We start from the raw sequence: 17,928 nt of genomic DNA on the forward strand, positions 1-17,928 counted from the left end.
CGCGACATGGCGACCGAAGCAAGCTTCGGCCGACCGTCTGGCGATGTCCGTGAATGGCGATACGAGCGGCCCCCCATCCGGCGTGCAGATCAGCACCGCCGGCTGTTCGAGTATGTCTGGGATTGCCGCTCGATGACGCCGAGTTGAGCGCGACTTAGGCGTCAGCCGCCGGGTTGGCGTCCTCGGCGCGAACCAGCTTGATATCGGCGCTTGCCGCCCATGCGCCGACGTCTTCGCGTCGCAAGGCCGCAGCCATCATGTCGGGAAACAGGTCCGGCGTGCAGGCGAAGACCGGGATGCCTAGTGCTGCCACGGAGCCCGCCATCTTCGGGTCATAGCCCGGCCTGCCCTGGTCGGTCAGCGCCAGCAGCACCACGACATTGACGCCCAAGCGGACAAGCGCCGCCAGCCGCTGCAGCAATTCCTGGCCGTTGCCGCCCTCATAGAGGTCGGTGATCAACACCATATGCGACTTGGTCGGCCGTTCGATACGGTCGGCGCAATAGGCGACGGCCTGGTTGATGTCGGTGCCGCCGCCAAGCTGCACGCCGAACAGGACCTCGACCGGATCGCTGAGTTCCTCGGTCAGGTCGACGATCGCCGTATCGAAGCAGACGAGCTTGGTCCGCACCACCGGCAAGGACGCCATCACGGCGGCGAAGATCGAGGCGTAGATCACCGAACTTGCCATCGACCCCGACTGGTCGACGCACAGCACCACCTCATCCAGATCGACCAGCCTGCGCTGCTTGCGCATGAAGCCGACCAGCTTTTCCGGCACGATCGTCTTGTGCTCGGCCTGGTAGTGGCGAAGGTTGGCCGTGATGGTGCGCGGCCAGTCGATGTCGCGCTGGCGCGGGCGGTTGGTGCGCTGCGACCGGTCGAGCGCGCCACGCATCGCCTCGGCGGTCTTCTGCTCCAGCCGCTGCATCAGCTTGGCGACGATATCGGCAATGATCGTGCGCGCAATATCCTTGGTCTTGGCCGGCATGACCGAGCGCAGCGAGATCAGGTCGGCGACGAGATTGACGTCGGCCTCGATCGCCTTGAGGAATTCCGGCTCCATCAGCATCTGCTTCAGATTGAGCCGCTCGAAGGCATCCTTCTGGACGATCTGCACGACCTGCGCGGGAAAGAACGACCTGATATCGCCCATCCACTGCGCCACTTTCGGCGCCGAGCGGCCGAGCCCGCCGCGCCGCTTGCGCGGATCGGCCGCCGCATCGCCGGCCCCATCGCCGTAGAGTGCATCTAGCGCCGCCGACAGCCGCTTGTCATTGTCGGACAACGCCGACGAAGATTCGTCATCCGCGCCGATCGCCAGGCGCCAGCGACGCTCCCGGTCGTCGCCGGCTGGCGCCGTTTCGCCGATGTCGACGTCGTCATCCATTGCCGTTCCCACCCATCAGCAACGGTCCAAGCCGCTCAAGATGCCGGCGCCAGGCCTCATCGCCATTTGGCGTCGGCGTCAGCCCGGCAGGCAGGCGCCTGACACGGCCAAGTACGGCTTCGATCAGCCGCCGCCGCTCCATCGAATCCAGATGCGAAAACACCCGGCGCAGCAGCGGCAGATGCGCGATGAAGGCGTCCTCGTCGAGCGATTTGAGCCAGGCATCGACCGCGCCGCGCAGGCTTTCATCATAGATCAGCCTTTGACCGGCGGTGCTGAAGAAACCCTCGAAGAACCCAGCCGCTTCGGCGACTGGCGTGCCCGGCGACAGGCGCCGCTCGATCAGGCCCGCAGCGGCTTCGGCGGACAGGTGCCCGGCTTCGTAAAGCAGATGCGCGGCACAGCCCGCCACGAGTGCGGTCGATCGCGATCCGTCCAGCACCGCCGCCAATCCATTGCGCCAGGCGTCCAGAACGTCCTGTTCGGGCTCGACCAGCCTGATCGCCTCGTCGGCTTTCCTCATAGCGCCGACCAGCGCCGAGGAAGCTTGGGCATCGAGGTCGCGTGCGGCGTAGACGAGCGCGATGCCGCCTTCGACGATCAGCCGCTCCAGCAGGCCGGACAGCCGGGCCGTTTCGGTCTTGCGGGCTTCGCCATAGCGGATGATGTCGGCGAGCGGCGGCACCGATGCCAGGATTTCCAGGCATTCGCTGCTGCGCGCCGCGCGTTCCTCCAGTGCCGCCAGGCCGGCCGTCGAGGCCTCCGACAAATTGGCCGTGATGGCGCCCTGGACCAGTGCCGCCAGCGCATCGAGCGATGTCGTGGCACCAATCATCTGGATCAGCCGGCCGTTGGCGGCCTTTTCGATGGTCGGCCCATGGACCAGGTTCTCGACCAGGCGAACGGCATATTCCGGCTCCCACGACAGGGTCCAGCGCTCGCGAAACGTGCCGCGGCTGCGGCCGCTGTCGGTCAGCTTGCCCCAGTGCACGCCAAGCACGTTCAAGCGATGCAGCAAGGTCGAGCGGAAGAGACCGCTTTCGCTGCGCAGGTCGACCGACAATTCGCGCTCCAGCGCCTCGGGCTTCAGCCGCGCCGCCTTCTGGTTGCGTTGCAGATCCTCGATCAGCGGCGCCAGCGGCGTATCGGGCGGAATTTCACCGACATCCGCACCCAGCAGCAGTTCGGCTTCGACGAGTGCCCACAGCACCGCTTCGCCGTTGAACAAAGCGGCGATCGCGGCATCGCGCAATTCCTCGAAGCCGGGCTTTGGCCGCTCGCGGATCGCAGCCAGCGCGCGCGCCAGCCTTTCGGCCTCGATCAGCGAGGCGGTCGAGACCATGTGTCCCTTTGCCCGCAGCACCGCAGCGATCATGGCGAGCCACATCGTCGCCGCGTCATGCCGGCCTCGCGTGCGCCACAGATGCTTGCACCAACCGGGGGCGACGACACCGGCGCCATAACCAAAACCGAGCGCCAGGCGCGGGCCGGTCCATGGCGCCCAGGTCATCGTGGCCTTGCGCCGGGCAAGCCCTTTCAGGATGGCCTGGTCCTCTTTGAGCGGACGTGTCGCCTGCAGTGCCGGCACATGGAAGGCGCCACAGACGACGGCGATCGGTCCGTCGAATTCCTTACACGCGGCCGCGATTTCAAGCCGCATATGGGCTTCGCGCTTTGCCTCGAATTCGGCAAGCGGTCCTTCGCCTTCGCGCAGCGTCGTCATCGCGTCGGCTATTGCCGCGAAGATCGGGCCGGGCTCAGGGTTCTGCTCGATGATGTCGGCCCACCAGCTCTCGCCATCCTCATAGCCGGCGGCCTGCGCCAGCGTGCCGATCGGGTCGCGCAGATGCGGCGCCGTCTCAGCCTCGACAGGGACTTCCGTTCCATCGGTTTTTTCCGCGGCTTCAACCGGGGCTACCCGCGCCGAAGACGGCAGGTCGATGAAGCGCACTGCCGCCTTGTTGGCGACGGCCCAGAGCGTGGCCTGATACTCCGGCGAGAACTCGGCAAAGGGCCAGAAGCTGGTCGAGGCCGGATCGTCCTCAGGATAGCACAGCAGTGCCACAGGCGGCCGCATTTCGGGACGGGCGAGCAATGGCAGCAGCGCCGACGCGTCGGCCGGTCCCTCGATCAGCACAGCGACCGGTTTCAACTCCTGCAAGGCCTGCATCAGGCTGTCGGCGGAGCCGGGCCCGTGATGGCGTATGCCGAAATAGGAAACGTCGCTAAGCGCCATGGCGTCAGATCGCGGCGTTCAAGGCAGCGTAATAGCCGGCGTAGTCCGGCCGCTTCTTGAGCACGGTTTCCAGATATTCCTCCAGCACCAGCTTGTCCTGCACGGGATCCTTGACGATCGCTCCGACGAGGCTGGCGGCCAGGCCTTCAGCGCCGAGCTTGCCGCTGTCGAACCAGGCCGTCTGGCTGAGCCCGCCGACCATGGTGGCGATGGCTTCGGCCGTGGACAGCGACCCGGAGGGCGTCTTCAGTGTCACCTTGCCGTCCGCCGTTGCACCTGAACGCAACTCGCGGAAAATGGTCAGCACGCGGGCGATCTCCTCGCCGACATTCTTCGGCACCGGCAGGTCGAGACCGCCGGCCATCTCGCCGACGCGCTTGGAGACGATCGCCACCTCCTCCGCCATGTCTTCGGGCAAGGGCAGCACGACGACATTGAAGCGGCGCTTCAGCGCCGAGGACAATTCGTTGACGCCCTTGTCGCGGTTGTTGGCGGTGGCGATGATGTTGAAGCCGCGCTGCGCGTAGATCGAGGTGTTGAGTTCCGGGATCGGCATCATCTTTTCCGACAGCACGGTGATCAGCGTGTCCTGCACATCCGACCCCATGCGCGTCAGCTCCTCGAGGCGGCAGAGCTTGCCGTCCTGCATGGCGCGGTAGAGCGGCGTCGGCACCAGCGCCTCCTGGCTCGGGCCTTTGGCCAGAAGCTGCGCGTAGTTCCAGCCATAGCGGATCTGGTTCTCGTCGGTGCCGGCCGTGCACTGCACGATCAGCGTCGAGTCGCCCATGATGGCGGCGGCGAGATGCTCCGACACCCAGGATTTGGCGGTGCCGGGAACACCGAGCAGCAACAGCGCGCGGTCGGTGGCAAGCGTCGCCACGGCGGTCTCCATCAACCGGCGGCGGCCGACATATTTGGGCGTGATCAGCGTGCCGTCGTCAGCCTTTCCGCCGAGGAGATAGGTCAGCACCGCCTTTGGCGACAGGCTCCAGCCGGCGGGCCTTTGCCGGTCGTCATTGCGCGCGAGCGCCTGCAATTCGCCGGCGTAGGCCTGCTCGACCGGAAGACGGATGGCTGCGTTCATTTGCTGTTCTCCGGATTGATCATGTGTTGGCTCAAGGGCCGGTCAGGGATGCGTTGAGGCGCAGAAGAGCGAGCGAAGGCGCTGCCGGCGCCATGCCGGCCGCGACGACATCGCCGATCAATTTTTCCGCCGCCTCCGCGGTGGCGAGAAAGCCCAGCGTTTCCAGAAGCTGGTCGACGCCGCGCTTCACGGCGTCATCGTTGCCCGCGACAGCGGTGCGCAGTGCCGGCAGCGTCTTGCCGTTGGTCAGGTCGGCCCAGTCCAGCCAGCCTGCTTCGACGCCCTCGGCCAGACTGAGCGCGCCAAGATATTGCGTGTCCTTCAGGATCAGCCTGATCAGGACGCGTTGCCTGCGACTGTCCAGACGCGGCATCAAATGCAGGACGAAAAGCGCCGGCTTGCCACCCTCGGCGACAAGCGTGTCGGCCATGTGCGTGACCGCCGCATCGCTGCCCGACGCTGCGACCATGCGGGCTACAAGGATATCGACATTGTTGTCGGCGCCGAACTGCCATGCGCCGATGAAGTCGGATTCGGTGACGCCGAAACGCGCGGCAAGGTCGACCAAATTGCAGGTTTCGAACAGTTCAGCGCGGCGCCGTTCCTGCGCCGGGGATTTCAGCTTTGCCGGCGTGTAGGTGGTGCGGCGGCGGATGAAGCCGGATTTGCCTTCCGCGATGAAGGCGGCGAGTTCGGATATCGGATCTTCCGGCCCGCCATCGCCTGGCTGGCCATGCTGCCCCAACCGCGCCAGCAGCCGGCCGGCGAGTTCGCGGACCTTGCCCGAGCGATCGGTAGACAGGCTTTTCAGGAAGGGCACGTCATCGGGTCCCAGGCCGAAATGCATGAGTGCGATGAGCGCAAGCCTGACCTCCGCCGGCTCGGTTGATCCCCTGGTCTCGATCAACTGCCGGGCGACAGCCGGCGCGGTGCGGCGCATATCGGCCAGCGCAGTGCGGCGCGCGGCGGGATAGAATTCGTCCCAATTCTGCGACGTCAGTTGCTCCCGGCTCGTGTGTTTTTCGCCATCCACGCCAGCCTGCCAATCGATCCAGGGCGCGTAGACATCCGGGCTGGTCTGATCCGACGCGGCGGGCATCCAGTCCATCGGATGCAGCACGAAGCCGCGGCTGGCGACGAGGGCCACCACGCGCGACTTGCTCCTTGCGTCGGCAGCCTGTTTCAGCGCCGCCCGCAAAAGCGGCCGCAACCGCTCGGGCAGCATCGGCAGGGCAAGTTCAGGCAGCGGCGGGCGACGCTTCAGCGTCTTCGGCGCTGCCGGCCGCAAGGCGATTTCGAGGGCTTGCGCGGCGATCGCCAGCAATCGGCGCTCACGCTCGTCGGGGTTGGCACCGGCGGCAATGTCCTTCCAGGCGGCCGGAGCCAGGTCAAAGCTGGTTCCGCCGGTGATCCAGCAATCGCGCATGGTCGCCAGACCCGTCTGCTCGATCTCGTTCACGACAGGTCAAGCCTCCCGAAGCCGCTTTGCGCCGCCAGAAGATGAAGCCGGCTGCCGCTCCAGAGCGCTGCCGTTGCCGCGAGGTCGAGACCAAGCAATGTTGGACTGACGGCATCGGCGATCGGCAGGGCGATGCCGTGCGGATCATCGGCGGATTGCCACCAGGCATCGCCGCGATCGTCGAGCAGGATCGCGCCGGGCGGCAGCATGACCGGACTATCGGTGAGCCAGGGGGCTGTGTCCTGGTGGGCGACATGGGCCGCCAGCGGATCGGCTACGTCAAAGCCGAAATCCGGCCATTGCGCTGACGACACATCGCCCTTGCGCTCCACTACCAGCGCCCTTAGCGGCTGACGCGCCGGATAAAAGACCAGCCTTGCATCGAAGCGATCACCCGACGTGAAGGCGTTCGACCGGCGGCCGGCAGAGGCGGGGAAATAGTCGAGCAGGAGAGCAAATTGCGGGGCGGCGCTGTTCAGATCGAGCAGCCAGGTCGAATGGCTGACAAGGCCGTCGCGGCGCGTCTCGATCTTCTCGCCAAGCACCTCCCAGACGCTTTCGACCTGGATCGCCTCGGGATTAGCCAGAACCTGCTCGCGGCTTTCCGAGGTTGACACCAGCCGTCTCAGTTCGGCATCGTCAGGCGTCGAGCGCCAGGCCTTGGCCAGCAGCACGAGCTTGCCGAGTTCGCGGATCGCCGCGTCCGGCCGCTCCTCGTTGCGCAGCCCCATCAGCCGTGACGGAATCTCGTCGATGCGGCCGGCGAGCGCCGTCGCCTTCATGTCGACCAGCCGTGCCGCGATGCGGCGGCACCGATCGCTGCTGTTGTCGACAAAACCGGCGAGACCAAGCCGCAACTGATCCGATATCCATTGATCGAGTTCGTCCAAAGCCGCCGAGACCGAGGACCGCCTATCCTCGGCGCGTTTGCGCTGCGCGGCCTCGCGGCGCTCGATCGCGGCTGCGTCCTCGACAACGGTGCTATCTTCCTCGCGCGAGGCCTCGCCGATGCTCTTGCCGGCCACGCCGGGCGCCGGTGCGGCCGGCGGTGACGTGGTCTTGCGGCGACGACCTAGCCAGTCGTTCACCCATTCCGGCGTCGAGCCGGCGGCGGTGAAACTCGCCGGCGCGGTGGCGGCGATCCACATCAGCGCCAATGTGTGCTTGCAGGGGAATTTCCGCGACGGACAGGTGCATTTGTAGCCGTGGTCGCCGGTGTCGACGACGACGCGATAGGGGTTGGAGCCGGATCCCTGGCATTCGCCCCAGATAAGCGCCAGTTCTTCGTTCTTTTCGAGCCGGGGCCAGTTCGATTGCCTGGTCAACTTGGAGGCCGCGCTCAACGACGCCTGGTCGGGCGCGAGCGCTTCGATGGTCTTCAAGTCAAATTCCAAGCCGCGCTTCCCGTCGCTCGAACGAATTCCGGTTGCCAGTATAGATGGCCCGATGTGACGGATTCTTGTAGCAGCAGAGGGATAGAGGTCGATACAGCCAACTGCAATAGTTGCGCCGGCCGATCTGGCCCGCAGGCAGCCAGCTGCTTTTCAGCGCTGTCTCCCGGGAGAATGCTTGTGCGACGGATAGGCCTTACTGCAGCGTCCGCAACGGTGACTGAACAGCGCGGTCATGGGCGATGCCGGCATCGGCATCGGCGATCGCCCTATCGAGGCCGGTCGCCACCACCGAGACCCTGAAACGGCCTTCCATGCTCTTGTCGAAGATGGCGCCGACGATGATGTCGGCATCCTCGTAGACCTCCTCGCGGATACGGGTGGCGGCCTCGTCGACCTCGAACAGGGTCATGTCGCGGCCGCCCGATATCGAGACCAGAACGCCCTTGGCGCCCTTCATCGACACTTCGTCGAGCAGCGGATTGGCGATCGCGGCTTCCGCCGCCTTCATCGCCCGGCTTTCGCCCGAGGCCTCGCCGGTTCCCATCATGGCGCGGCCCATGCCGCGCATGACCGATTTGACGTCGGCGAAGTCGAGATTGATCAGGCCTTCCTTGACGATAAGATCGGTGATGCAACTGACGCCGGAATAAAGCACCCGGTCGGCGATCACGAACGCATCGGCGAAGGTGGTCTTGGCATCGGCGATGCGGAACAGGTTCTGGTTGGGGATGACGATCACCGTGTCGGCGGCTTCGCGCAGCCGCTCGATGCCCTCCTCGGCCATCTGCATGCGGCGCCGGCCCTCGAAGGTGAAGGGCTTGGTGACGACACCCACCGTCAGTATGCCGGCCTTGCGCGCCGCCTGCGCGATGACCGGGGCAGCGCCGGTTCCCGTGCCGCCGCCCATGCCGGCGGTGACGAAACACATATGCGTGCCGGCCAGATGGTCCATGATCTCGTCGAGCGATTCCTCGGCCGCGGCCCGGCCGATCTCGGGCAGCGAGCCGGCGCCAAGGCCTTCCGTGACATGCGCGCCAAGCTGGATCAGCCGTGTCGCCTTCGACATGGTCAGCGCCTGGGCATCGGTGTTGGCGGCGATGAATTCGGTTCCCTGAAGCTGTTCCGCGATCATGTTGTTGATGGCGTTGCCGCCACCGCCACCGACGCCGATAACGGTGATCTTGGGCCTCATCTCGGAGATTTCCGGCTTCTTGAACTCGGCCATGCCTGCTTCTCCTTCGTCAAATTCGCGCGCTTCACGACCCACAAGCAGACTGCCTCCAGGACATTGCAATCGAGCGGCATGACGCGAATCAGTCCGTTCGGATGGGTGTCCCAAAAAGCCAGAGAGCGGCCGGACGTGCAAGTGCGTGGAAGGTCAAGATTTGTGATCGCGATATTGCAGACGGCAACGGAGGTGCCGCGCGCCTGCATCTTTGCCACGCGACCTGCCCTTGGCCGCATTGTTAACAGCTTGCCGCATAACGATTGAGGCGTCTATCATGTGCCGATATATCGACTTCGGTGTCCCGCCGTCCTCGGCCGATCAGGATCAACCGCGGCTGTTGTCGTCAGGCCATATCTCAGAACGAATGAAGTAGCGCCCCCGCCAATGGCCGACAGAACACAATTCGGGTTGAGCGCCATCGACAGCGTGCCCCTGCATGAAAAGGTCTATCTGGAGCTCGTCCGGGCGCTGATGTCGGGCCAGTTCACGCCCGGCCAGAAGCTGACGTCACGCAAGCTTGCCAAGGAACTCGGCACCAGCGACATGCCGGTGCGCAGCGCCTTCATGCGGCTGCAGGCGCTGCGGGCGCTGAGCCCGATGCCGAACGGCAGTGTCGAGGTGCCGGTCATTTCGGCCGAACGATTTTCGCAATTGACCGCCGTGCGCACGATCCTGGAAGGCTCGGCGACCGAACTCGCGACAAAGCGCATCAACGGCAACAATCTGCGCACGATCCGGCGCCACAGCAGCGAATTGACCCTGGCGGCGCGCGAGGGCGACATCGACGATTATCTCAGGAAGAACTACGCCTTCAAATTCTCGATCTATCGCCATTGCGGCAACGAGCAGATGATCTTCCTGATCGAAACCGTCTGGATGCAGGTCGGCCCCTTCCTCCGGAACCTTGCCATGGGGTTCGAGGACGATCTCTCCCCCATCCTCGACATCGATTATCACGAGGAAGTCGTCGCCGCGATCGAGGCGCAGGACGCGGCGCGCGCCCGCTCAGCCATCGTGCGCGACATCGAAGAAGGCGCCGCGCACATCCTGCGGCAGGCCAGATTTCCGGGCGCCGGGCGCTAGGATCGCCGGGCGATCGTCGCTCGACCCAAAGACCGATCGTGCCTGCCCGGCGGCGAAGCCGGCATGCCGAATGCCGTCAGTGGATCAGATTGAATCGGGTGGTCGCTACCCCTGCTTCGTCCACCAGTTCGAAGCCCAAAATCCTAGGCCGAGCACAACCAACGTAACAGGCCAGTAGGCAATCACCCAAGTGATGCCAATGATCGCCGCCCATGGGGAGCCCTCCCCATGACCTCCTCCCAGGAACATTCCAAGGACAAACAACCCGACGAACAGGAGGCCGAGCCATCCAACAATGAGAACTGTAATCTTAAACGCCGCCAATTAAGCCATCCACTCCGACCTATCATCGGTTGATATGGCACAAGGCTAGTTAAGATCATTTCGCTGCAGGCCGTAACGCGTCTTCCGACTTCGGCAACGCCCTTTTGGTATGGGCGGCACACAGCCGGCTTTCAGCTTCCTTAGCCTCGATCAGCCCAACGATGTCCGCGATCTCTCAAAGCTTTTCAAACCGACCACACGACCACAATGCCCCTTGGCTTTCCGCCTCCTTGCCTCTATGTTGCGATCGCAGATCGCGCAATTGGTTTTGAAATGCCTCCCGACATCCCAGCTAGTGACTTGAAAAAATAAGGAAAAATATCCGGCGTCAACCGGATAAGCTTTCCGAAAACTCACAAGCATTTTAATCAGGGATGGTGCAGCCGGCAGGGGTCGGGCACCTTCGAAAACCAGAGGTTTCAAATTGAGCGATGCAATTGCGGACGTTCTGAGCTGGCTTGAAAGCAGAAGCGACATACAGAGCCTGAGGGCGGCGGTGTGCGACCTCAACGGCGTCATGCGGGGAAAACGCATTCCCGTGGAGCAGGCCCGCAAGGCGCTGGAGGGCAAGCTGCGCATGCCTTATTCGCTGATCGGGCTCGACATCTGGGGCGAGGACATCGAAGGCAACACCCTGGTTTTCTCGACCGGCGATGCCGACGGGCTTTGCCAATGGACGGGACGCGGCATCCTACCGGTGGACTGGACGGCGCATCCGACAGCACTCGTCCCGCTCTGGCTGGCCGACGAAAGCGGCGCGCCCTATCTCGGTGATCCCCGGCGGGCGCTGGCCCGCATCCTCGACCGCTACAAGGCGCTCGGCCTGACCCCGGTCGCGGCGACGGAACTCGAATTCTATCTGGTCGATCCGCAATCGCAGCGGCCGGTTGGGCCGGTGTCACCGGTCACCGGGCGGCGTCTCGATTCCGACGCGGCGCTGTCGATCGACGAGATCGACGATTTCGAGGCCTTCATCCATGACGTCTACGAAGCCTGCCGGGCGCAAGGCATTCCCGTCGACACGGCGATCGCCGAAAACGGCGTCGGCCAGTTCGAGATCAATCTGAACCATGTCGCCGACGCGCTGCGGGCGGCCGACGATGCGGTGCTGTTCAAGCGCACGGTTAAGGGCATTGCCCGCAAGCACGGCTTTGCCGCCTGCTTCATGGCAAAACCCTATGGCGACCGGGCCGGCAACGGCTTCCACGTCCATTTCAGCCTGGTCGACGCCGAAGGCCGCAACGTGTTCGACGACGGCACCGACCAGGGCTCGCAAACCATGCGCCACGCGGTCGGCGGGCTGCTGGCGGCGATGGCCGAGAGCACGCTGGTGTTCGCGCCGCACTTCAATTCCTACCGCAGGCTTCGCCCGCGCTCCTATGCGCCGACCGCGGTCGCCTGGGGCTACGAGAACCGCATGGTCGCGATCCGCATTCCCGGCGGCCCGACGGCCGCGCGCCGCATCGAGCATCGCGTGTCGGGCGCGGACGCCAATCCCTATCTGGTGCTCGCCGCCATACTGGGCGCCGCACTGATCGGTATCGAAAGACAGATGTCGCCGGGCGAGCCGACCGGGAGCGACGGGCAAGGCGCGGTACCAGCCAAGCTGCCGCCGGACTGGGCCTCCGCCATCGCCACCTTCGAAAGCGGCACGCATGTGGCGGAGATTTTCCCCGCGATCCTGCGCGACTCCTTCATCGCCTGCAAACGCCAGGAGTTGAACACCTTCGCGCTGAACGTCAGCGACTTCGAGATCGAGACCTACCTCGAAAGCGTCTGAGCTGCCTACGAGGATCGCTCGGCCTTCAGCACCGAGACCGCGGCCTCGCTGTTGTGGACATAGTCGTTGGCGTCCGGCTGCTTCTGCAGCAAAAGGATGAACAACAGATCGGTCAGCGTCAGCTGTGCGTCGCGCGCGGTGATGGATGAGGAGCGCGCGCGCTCCTCGTCGGCGATGGTGTAGAGGCGGATGTCGGCGACCCGGCTCAATGGATTGTCGTGCAGGCCGGTGACGGCGATCACCATCGCGCCGCGCTTGGCGGCGAGCTCGGCGATGCGCAAGGTTTCGATGCTGGCGCCGGAATAGGACAGCGCGAACAGCACGTCGCCGGGCCCGAGCGTCGCGGCGTTGGCCATCTGGATGTGGCTGTCGCTGTCGTGCAGCACGTTGCGGCCGAGCTTCATCAGCTTGTAGGAGAAATCGCGCGCCACCAGCGAGGAGGCGCCGACGCCGACCAGATGAATGCGGCGCGCGCCGTCCAGCAGCTCCAGCGTGCGGCCGATGATGCGCTCGGTGTTGGCGGCGACGGTCTGCTGCATCGACAGAAGCTTGCTGCCGATCAGCTTCTTCAGGATGACCGGATAGGTGTCGCCGACCTCGATCGAACCGTGGATGACGCCCGCCGGCACCTGCCAGTCCTGCGCCTTGGCCTCGCTGACGGCGAGCTTGAGCTCCTGGTAGCTGGCATAACCGAGTTTCTGGCTGAACTTGACGACACTCGACTGACTGCGGCCGATCTCGGCGGCAAGGGCTGCCGTCGACAGGCGCAGCATCTGGTCTGGATTGTCGACGATGTACTGCCCGATCTCGCGATCGCCGGGCGCCATGCCGTCGAGCTTCGCATGGATCTGCTTGAGAACGGACATGAACCCTCTGGAGCGCTTCGATGCTTGGAGGAATAAAATATTCCAATTTCGATTGACAGCCAAGAACGCAGAATTAATTCTCGAACTGGCCCGGTTCGGGAATCGAATGGCTCTCCCGGAGAGACCGGACCGCCGCCCGTCTTTCGCCACACAAGGGTTCAGCCATGGACAGATTGCGGATCGTCGGCGGTCGAAGACTGGAAGGCGCGGTCACCATATCCGGCGCCAAGAACGCTGCCTTGCCGCAGATCGCGGCAGCCCTGCTCAGCCCCTACCCGCTCGAGTTGAGCAATCTGCCCGCCGTGACGGACGTCGAGAATATGTTGGGTGTGGTGCGGCTTCACGGCGCCGAGGTGACGCGGTCGGCGCATGCCGCGACGGTCGATACCAGTGCCGCCGTGTCCAAGGAAACGTCTTATGACACGGTGCGCAAAATGCGCGCGACGGTGCTGGTCCTGGCGCCGTTGCTCGCGCGTTTCGGTCACGCCCGGGTTTCACTGCCGGGCGGCTGCGCCATCGGCGCGCGGCCGGTCGACATGCATGTCGCCGCCCTCGCCGCACTTGGCGCCAGGATCGCCATCGAGAATGGTTTGATCGTCGCCTCGGCGCCGAACGGGCTGACCGGGACGCGCATCGTGCTCAGTTCGCCATCGGTCGGGGCAACGGAAACCGCCATGATGGCAGCGACCACGGCCAGGGGCGAAACCGAGATCCTCAACGCGGCGCGCGAGCCGGAAGTGGCCGATCTCGCCGCTTGCCTCAATGCCATGGGCGCGCGCATCGAGGGCGCCGGCACGCACCGCATCCTGATCGCCGGCGATACCGGCTGGCATGCGGCCCGGCACGACATCATTCCGGACCGCATCGAGGCCGGCACCTATGCGATTGCCGCGGCGATCACCGGCGGCCAGCTTGAGCTCACCCATGCCCGGCTGGAGCACATGGCCTCGGTGGTGCAATTGTTGGAGGCCACCGGCGTCAGCGTCTGGCCCGGCGACCGCGGGCTGATCGTGTCGCGCGACCGTCCGCTGAAAGCCGCCGACCTCACCACCGAACCCTATCCGGGTTTTCCGACCGATCTGCAGGCGCAGTTCATGGCGCTGATGTGTTGCGCCGAGGGTGCGTCGCTGCTGCGTGAAACCATCTTCGAGAACCGCTTCATGCATGTGCCCGAACTGATGCGGCTCGGCGCCAACATCAAGCTGCAGGGCACCATGGCCTTGGTGCGCGGCGGCGAGAAACTGCATGGCGCGCAGGTGATGGCCACCGACCTGCGCGCTTCGGTGTCGCTGGTGCTGGCGGCATTGGTCAGCGAGGGCGAGACGATCATCAACCGCGTCTATCACCTCGATCGCGGCTATGAGCAGCTGGACCGCAAGCTGCGTCTTTGCGGCGCCGACATCGAACGGCTGAGCCCATGAGCGGCCGGGACTATTTTCTCGGTGTCGACGGCGGCGGCACCGGCTGCCGGGCTCGCATCGAGGATGCTGAAGGCAACGTGCTGGGACAAGGCCTGTCCGGCCCAGCGACGACCCGGCTCGGCATCGACGCGGCCTGGGCCTCGATTGCCAAAGCCTTTGGCGCGGCGATCGACGAGACCGGGTTCGGGCCGGCCGAGGCCGCTCGGATACGCGCCGGCATCGGTCTTGCGGGTATCGGCCGCAAGGGCGCGCTGGAGGCGTTGCGTGCGATCGCACATCCCTTCGCCAGCATCGATTTCGTCAGCGATGGCGTCGGCGCCTGTCTGGGCGCGCATTCCGGCCAGGACGGCGCCATCGTCATAGCCGGCACGGGCTCGATCGGCCTCGGCTTCGCCGAAGGCCGCGACCTGCGCGTTGGCGGCTACGGTTTTCCGATCTCGGACGAAGGCAGCGGCGCCGATCTTGGCCTGAAAGCCATGCAACTGGCGCTGCGCGCCCATGACGACCGGCACGAGCGGACGGCGCTGCTGGCCGAGGTGATGCAGCGCTTCGAGGGTGATCCGATGGAAGCGGTCGCCTGGATGGACCGCGCCAGCGCCACGGATTACGCCGCGCTGGCGCCGATGGTGATGCGCCATGCCGACCAGGGCGATCCGGCCGGGCGACGCATTGTGCAAAGTGCCGCCGAGCAGATCGACACGCTGGTGCGGGTGCTGTTCGAAAAAGGCGCGCCGCGCGTGACCTTGCTTGGCGGCCTCGCCAGCCCGCTCGAACCCTGGCTTTCGCCCGATGTCCGGCGCCGGCTGAAGCCCGCGGACGGCGACGCCGTGTCCGGCGCGATCATCCTCGCCAAGAGATCGCTCTGCGTACGGCAGGCCTAGCGAAACTAGGAATAAAATATTCCAATATCCTGTTGACGATACGAATATCCAATTCTAAAAAGTTAACAAAGAAAGACTGCGATGACGTATCCAACGTCCGTGCGCCCTGGCGCGTCGGGCCATGTCGGACGCAGGCAGAAGAATTTTTGAAAGCACTGGAATGACCGAGCAAGGGTTGATGTCCGAACTGGACCTGCTGGTTTCCGAAGGCCGCAACCCGCGGACGATGGATATCGACCTGCTGCCGACCATCGATGTGCTGCGCAAGATCAATGACGAGGACAGGCTTGTCCCGGCTGCCGTCGAAAAGGTGCTGCCGGAAATCGCGGCTGCGGTCGACCGCATCGTGCTTGCCTTCCAGAAAGGCGCGCGCCTGATCTACATCGGCGCCGGCACCAGCGGCCGGCTCGGCGTACTCGACGCCTCGGAATGTCCGCCCACCTTCGGCGTGCCCGAGGACATGGTGATCGGCCTGATCGCCGGCGGCCCGGACGCCTTGGTGCGGTCGACGGAAGGCGCCGAGGACGACCCGAAAATGGGCGCCAAGGCGTTGCAGGAGATCGGGCTAACACCAGACGACGTCGTGGTCGGCATCGCGGTCAGCGGGCGCACGCCTTACGTCATCGGCGGACTGAAATATGCCAAGCAGGTCGGCGCCACAACAGTCGCCCTGTCGTGCAATCCGGCATCGACAATTGCCGGCATCGCCGACATCGCCATCTCGCCGGTCGTCGGCCCGGAAGTACTCACCGGCTCGACGAGGCTCAAGTCCGGAACCGCGCAGAAGCTGGTGCTCAACATGCTGACCACGGCTTCGATGATCCGCATCGGCAAGAGTTTTCAGAATCTGATGGTCGACCTCAACCCGTCCAACAAGAAGCTGGTGGCGAGGGCAACCAGGATCGTCATGCAGACCACCGGCTGTTCCGCGCAGCAGGCCAGGCAGGCACTCCACCAGACAAGCAACGACGTGAAGCTGGCGATCCTGGTGACGATCACGGGCCTCGATACCGAGACGGCACGAGCCGCCCTCGGCAAGGCCGGCGGTTTCCTGCGAAAGGCAATCAGCGACCGGATGGCATGAAGCCGCGTGAGACAAGACGGCAAGAGGCCGCTTTAGACAAGACGGCGCGAAGCCGCATAGACTGGGCCGATACTCCGAAGCATGTGTGCCTTGGAAGCGGTCGGCGGAAACTGCAAGGCATCAAGTCAAATCATAATGGGAGACGAAAATGACAAGGCATCTCACAAGAACATTGCTGTCGGGCATCACGGTTGCCGCGATGCTCGGCATCGCCACGGTTTCGACGCAGGCGGCAACACTGCACATGGCCTGGTCGCAGGACGCCACCGGGCTTGACCCGCACAAGCAGACGGCCTTTTCGTCGCTGCGGCTCCTGGAATTGATCTATGAACCGCTGGTGCGGGTCGATGCCAGCCTGCAGATCATTCCGGCAATCGCCACCTCCTGGGAGTTTTCCAAGGATGGCAAGGAACTGACCTTCAAGCTCGATCCCAAGGCGAAATTCCAGGACGGCACGGCCGTCACCTCCGCCGACGTCAAGGCGTCGTTCGAGCGCATTCTCGACGAGAAGACGGGTGCCGCCGCCCGCGCCAACTTCCTGTCGATCGCCAGCATCGACACGCCGGATGCGGCGACCGTCGTGTTCCATCTGTCGCAGCCCGACGTGCCGATCCTGACGGCGATGAGCGACGTCAACGCGGCGATCGTCCCGGCCGGCGAAATCAAGGCCGGCTCGATCGGCACCAAGGCGCTCGGCTCCGGCCCGTTCAAGCTCGACAAATGGGATCCCAACGCCAAGGAGGTGCTGAGCGCCAACAAGGACTGGGCCGGCGGCGCGACCGGCGTCGACGGCATCGAGATCAGTGTGCTGCCGGACGAGGCGGCGATCCTGGCCGCCATGCGCACCAAGCAGATTGATTTCGCGCTGCTCAACGATCCGCTGGTCGCCACGCTGGTGCCGAAGGAGGCCAGCCTGCAGCTGAACCGCGTGCCGGTGCTCGCCTATCACGTGCTGCAGCTCAACCCATCGCGCAAGCCGATGACCGAGCTCAAGGTGCGCCAGGCGATCTCCTGCGCCATCGACCGGCAGGAAGTGCTGGACACCGCCTCGCTCGGCGAAGGCAAGGTCACCGGACCGCTGACCATACCGGCGCTGGCGACCGATCCGAGCCAGCTGTTCTGCTACAAGCGCGATCTCGACAAGGCCAAGAAGCTGATGGCCGAGGCCGGCTTTGCCGACGGCTTTTCGGCGACCGTGATCGGCGCCACCGGCGAGCCGCCGACGGCGGCGGCGGAGGCGCAGGTCATCCAGTCGCAGTTGGCCGAAATCGGCGTCAAACTCGACATCAAGATGATGGAGCTCAACGTCTATGTCGATGCCTGGCTGAAGGGCGATTTCGATATGGCGATCGCGCTCAATGGCGGCCGCGCCGACCCCTACACCATGTACAACCGCTACTGGACCAAGGCAGGCAATCTGCAGAAGGTGGCGAACTACATCGACGACACGCTGGACAGCCAGATGCAGCAGGGCCGCGCCGAGACCGACCCGACCAAACGCAAGGCGATCTTCGCCGAATTCGAAAAGCATCTCGCCGAGATGTCGCCGTGGATCTGGCTCTACACGTCCTACAGCTACACGGCCCAGCAGAAGAACATCGCCGGCTTCGTGCCGACGCCGACCGGCACGCTATTCAGCCTGAGCAAGGTTACCATCCAGCAGTAGCGCTTCGGGCATTGGGCGAGAGGACTTCTTCG

13 protein-coding genes are annotated in these 17,928 nt (G+C 64.8%); 6 read left to right on the plus strand and 7 right to left on the minus strand.

Annotated elements, in window-relative coordinates:
• Positions 1-154: 154 nt before the first annotated feature.
• The 6 genes from AC1DPX_RS15630 to ftsZ all read right to left on the minus strand — a co-directional run bounded on the left by AC1DPX_RS15630 (position 155) and on the right by ftsZ (position 8,788).
• Entirely contained in the window at positions 155-1,390 is a 1,236-nt protein-coding gene (locus tag AC1DPX_RS15630) for a VWA domain-containing protein (protein ID WP_477237865.1), read from the minus strand.
• Complete coding sequence (locus AC1DPX_RS15635) at positions 1,383-3,626, minus strand: DUF5682 family protein (protein WP_477237867.1); 2,244 nt, start codon at positions 3,624-3,626, stop codon at positions 1,383-1,385. Before AC1DPX_RS15635 ends, AC1DPX_RS15630 begins: the two co-directional genes overlap by 8 nt.
• Before the next feature lie 4 nt (positions 3,627-3,630).
• Positions 3,631-4,710 carry an ATP-binding protein gene (locus tag AC1DPX_RS15640; RefSeq protein WP_477237869.1) on the minus strand — a complete coding sequence of 360 codons (1,080 nt, stop codon included), beginning with the start codon at positions 4,708-4,710 and terminating at the stop codon, positions 3,631-3,633.
• Between the two features lie 31 nt (positions 4,711-4,741).
• Positions 4,742-6,169 (minus strand): DUF5691 domain-containing protein, encoded by a 1,428-nt coding sequence (locus AC1DPX_RS15645; RefSeq protein WP_477237871.1) that lies wholly within the window; start codon positions 6,167-6,169, stop codon positions 4,742-4,744.
• Complete coding sequence (locus AC1DPX_RS15650; protein WP_477237873.1) at positions 6,166-7,551, minus strand: SWIM zinc finger family protein; 1,386 nt, start codon at positions 7,549-7,551, stop codon at positions 6,166-6,168. The genes AC1DPX_RS15645 and AC1DPX_RS15650 overlap by 4 nt, the downstream gene beginning before the upstream one ends.
• 205 nt (positions 7,552-7,756) lie before the next feature.
• On the minus strand, positions 7,757-8,788 hold the full coding sequence (gene ftsZ / locus AC1DPX_RS15655) for a cell division protein FtsZ (RefSeq protein WP_202355466.1): 1,032 nt from the start codon (positions 8,786-8,788) through the stop codon (positions 7,757-7,759).
• Between the two features lie 387 nt (positions 8,789-9,175).
• Here ftsZ and AC1DPX_RS15660 point away from each other — a divergent pair, with 387 nt between their 5' ends.
• Both AC1DPX_RS15660 and AC1DPX_RS15665 read left to right on the plus strand, forming a co-directional pair.
• The gene (locus tag AC1DPX_RS15660; protein WP_477237875.1) at positions 9,176-9,874 is read left to right on the plus strand and encodes a GntR family transcriptional regulator; all 699 of its coding nucleotides are present in this window, start codon (positions 9,176-9,178) and stop codon (positions 9,872-9,874) included.
• A 748-nt stretch (positions 9,875-10,622) separates the two neighbouring features.
• On the plus strand, positions 10,623-11,978 hold the full coding sequence (locus AC1DPX_RS15665) for a glutamine synthetase family protein (RefSeq protein WP_477237877.1): 1,356 nt from the start codon (positions 10,623-10,625) through the stop codon (positions 11,976-11,978).
• Positions 11,979-11,983: 5 nt separating this feature from the next.
• On the opposite strand, the gene AC1DPX_RS15670 is transcribed toward AC1DPX_RS15665, so the two are convergent.
• Positions 11,984-12,844 carry a MurR/RpiR family transcriptional regulator gene (locus AC1DPX_RS15670; protein WP_477237879.1) on the minus strand — a complete coding sequence of 287 codons (861 nt, stop codon included), beginning with the start codon at positions 12,842-12,844 and terminating at the stop codon, positions 11,984-11,986.
• A gap of 164 nt (positions 12,845-13,008) precedes the next feature.
• Between AC1DPX_RS15670 and murA the strand changes: the two genes are divergently transcribed.
• The 4 genes from murA (at position 13,009) to AC1DPX_RS15690 (ending at position 17,896) form a co-directional block, all read left to right on the plus strand.
• Positions 13,009-14,265 carry a UDP-N-acetylglucosamine 1-carboxyvinyltransferase gene (gene murA, locus AC1DPX_RS15675; RefSeq protein ID WP_477237881.1) on the plus strand — a complete coding sequence of 419 codons (1,257 nt, stop codon included), beginning with the start codon at positions 13,009-13,011 and terminating at the stop codon, positions 14,263-14,265.
• A complete protein-coding gene (locus AC1DPX_RS15680) occupies positions 14,262-15,146 on the plus strand; it encodes a glucosamine kinase nucleotide-binding domain-containing protein (protein ID WP_477237883.1) in 885 nt (294 codons plus the stop codon). The genes murA and AC1DPX_RS15680 overlap by 4 nt, the downstream gene beginning before the upstream one ends.
• Before the next feature lie 160 nt (positions 15,147-15,306).
• Positions 15,307-16,230 carry an N-acetylmuramic acid 6-phosphate etherase gene (murQ, locus tag AC1DPX_RS15685; RefSeq protein WP_477237885.1) on the plus strand — a complete coding sequence of 308 codons (924 nt, stop codon included), beginning with the start codon at positions 15,307-15,309 and terminating at the stop codon, positions 16,228-16,230.
• Positions 16,231-16,378: 148 nt separating this feature from the next.
• Positions 16,379-17,896, plus strand: a complete 1,518-nt coding sequence (locus AC1DPX_RS15690; RefSeq protein ID WP_477237887.1) for an ABC transporter substrate-binding protein — start codon at positions 16,379-16,381, stop codon at positions 17,894-17,896.
• Positions 17,897-17,928 lie beyond the last annotated feature (32 nt).

Source organism: Mesorhizobium sp. 01N446, from assembly GCF_056399285.1.

What these genes read in the sequence shown, in the direction of transcription:
- AC1DPX_RS15640 (WP_477237869.1), bottom strand. Translation starts at nt 4,710, where the DNA reads ATGAACGCAGCCATCCGTCTTCCGGTCGAGCAGGCCTACGCCGGCGAA.
- AC1DPX_RS15635 (WP_477237867.1), bottom strand. Translation starts at nt 3,626, where the DNA reads ATGGCGCTTAGCGACGTTTCCTATTTCGGCATACGCCATCACGGGCCC.
- ftsZ (WP_202355466.1), bottom strand. Translation starts at nt 8,788, where the DNA reads ATGGCCGAGTTCAAGAAGCCGGAAATCTCCGAGATGAGGCCCAAGATC.
- murA (WP_477237881.1), top strand. Translation starts at nt 13,009, where the DNA reads ATGGACAGATTGCGGATCGTCGGCGGTCGAAGACTGGAAGGCGCGGTC.
- AC1DPX_RS15690 (WP_477237887.1), top strand. Translation starts at nt 16,379, where the DNA reads ATGACAAGGCATCTCACAAGAACATTGCTGTCGGGCATCACGGTTGCC.
- AC1DPX_RS15660 (WP_477237875.1), top strand. Translation starts at nt 9,176, where the DNA reads ATGGCCGACAGAACACAATTCGGGTTGAGCGCCATCGACAGCGTGCCC.
- murQ (WP_477237885.1), top strand. Translation starts at nt 15,307, where the DNA reads ATGACCGAGCAAGGGTTGATGTCCGAACTGGACCTGCTGGTTTCCGAA.
- AC1DPX_RS15670 (WP_477237879.1), bottom strand. Translation starts at nt 12,844, where the DNA reads ATGTCCGTTCTCAAGCAGATCCATGCGAAGCTCGACGGCATGGCGCCC.
- AC1DPX_RS15680 (WP_477237883.1), top strand. Translation starts at nt 14,262, where the DNA reads ATGAGCGGCCGGGACTATTTTCTCGGTGTCGACGGCGGCGGCACCGGC.
- AC1DPX_RS15630 (WP_477237865.1), bottom strand. Translation starts at nt 1,390, where the DNA reads ATGGATGACGACGTCGACATCGGCGAAACGGCGCCAGCCGGCGACGAC.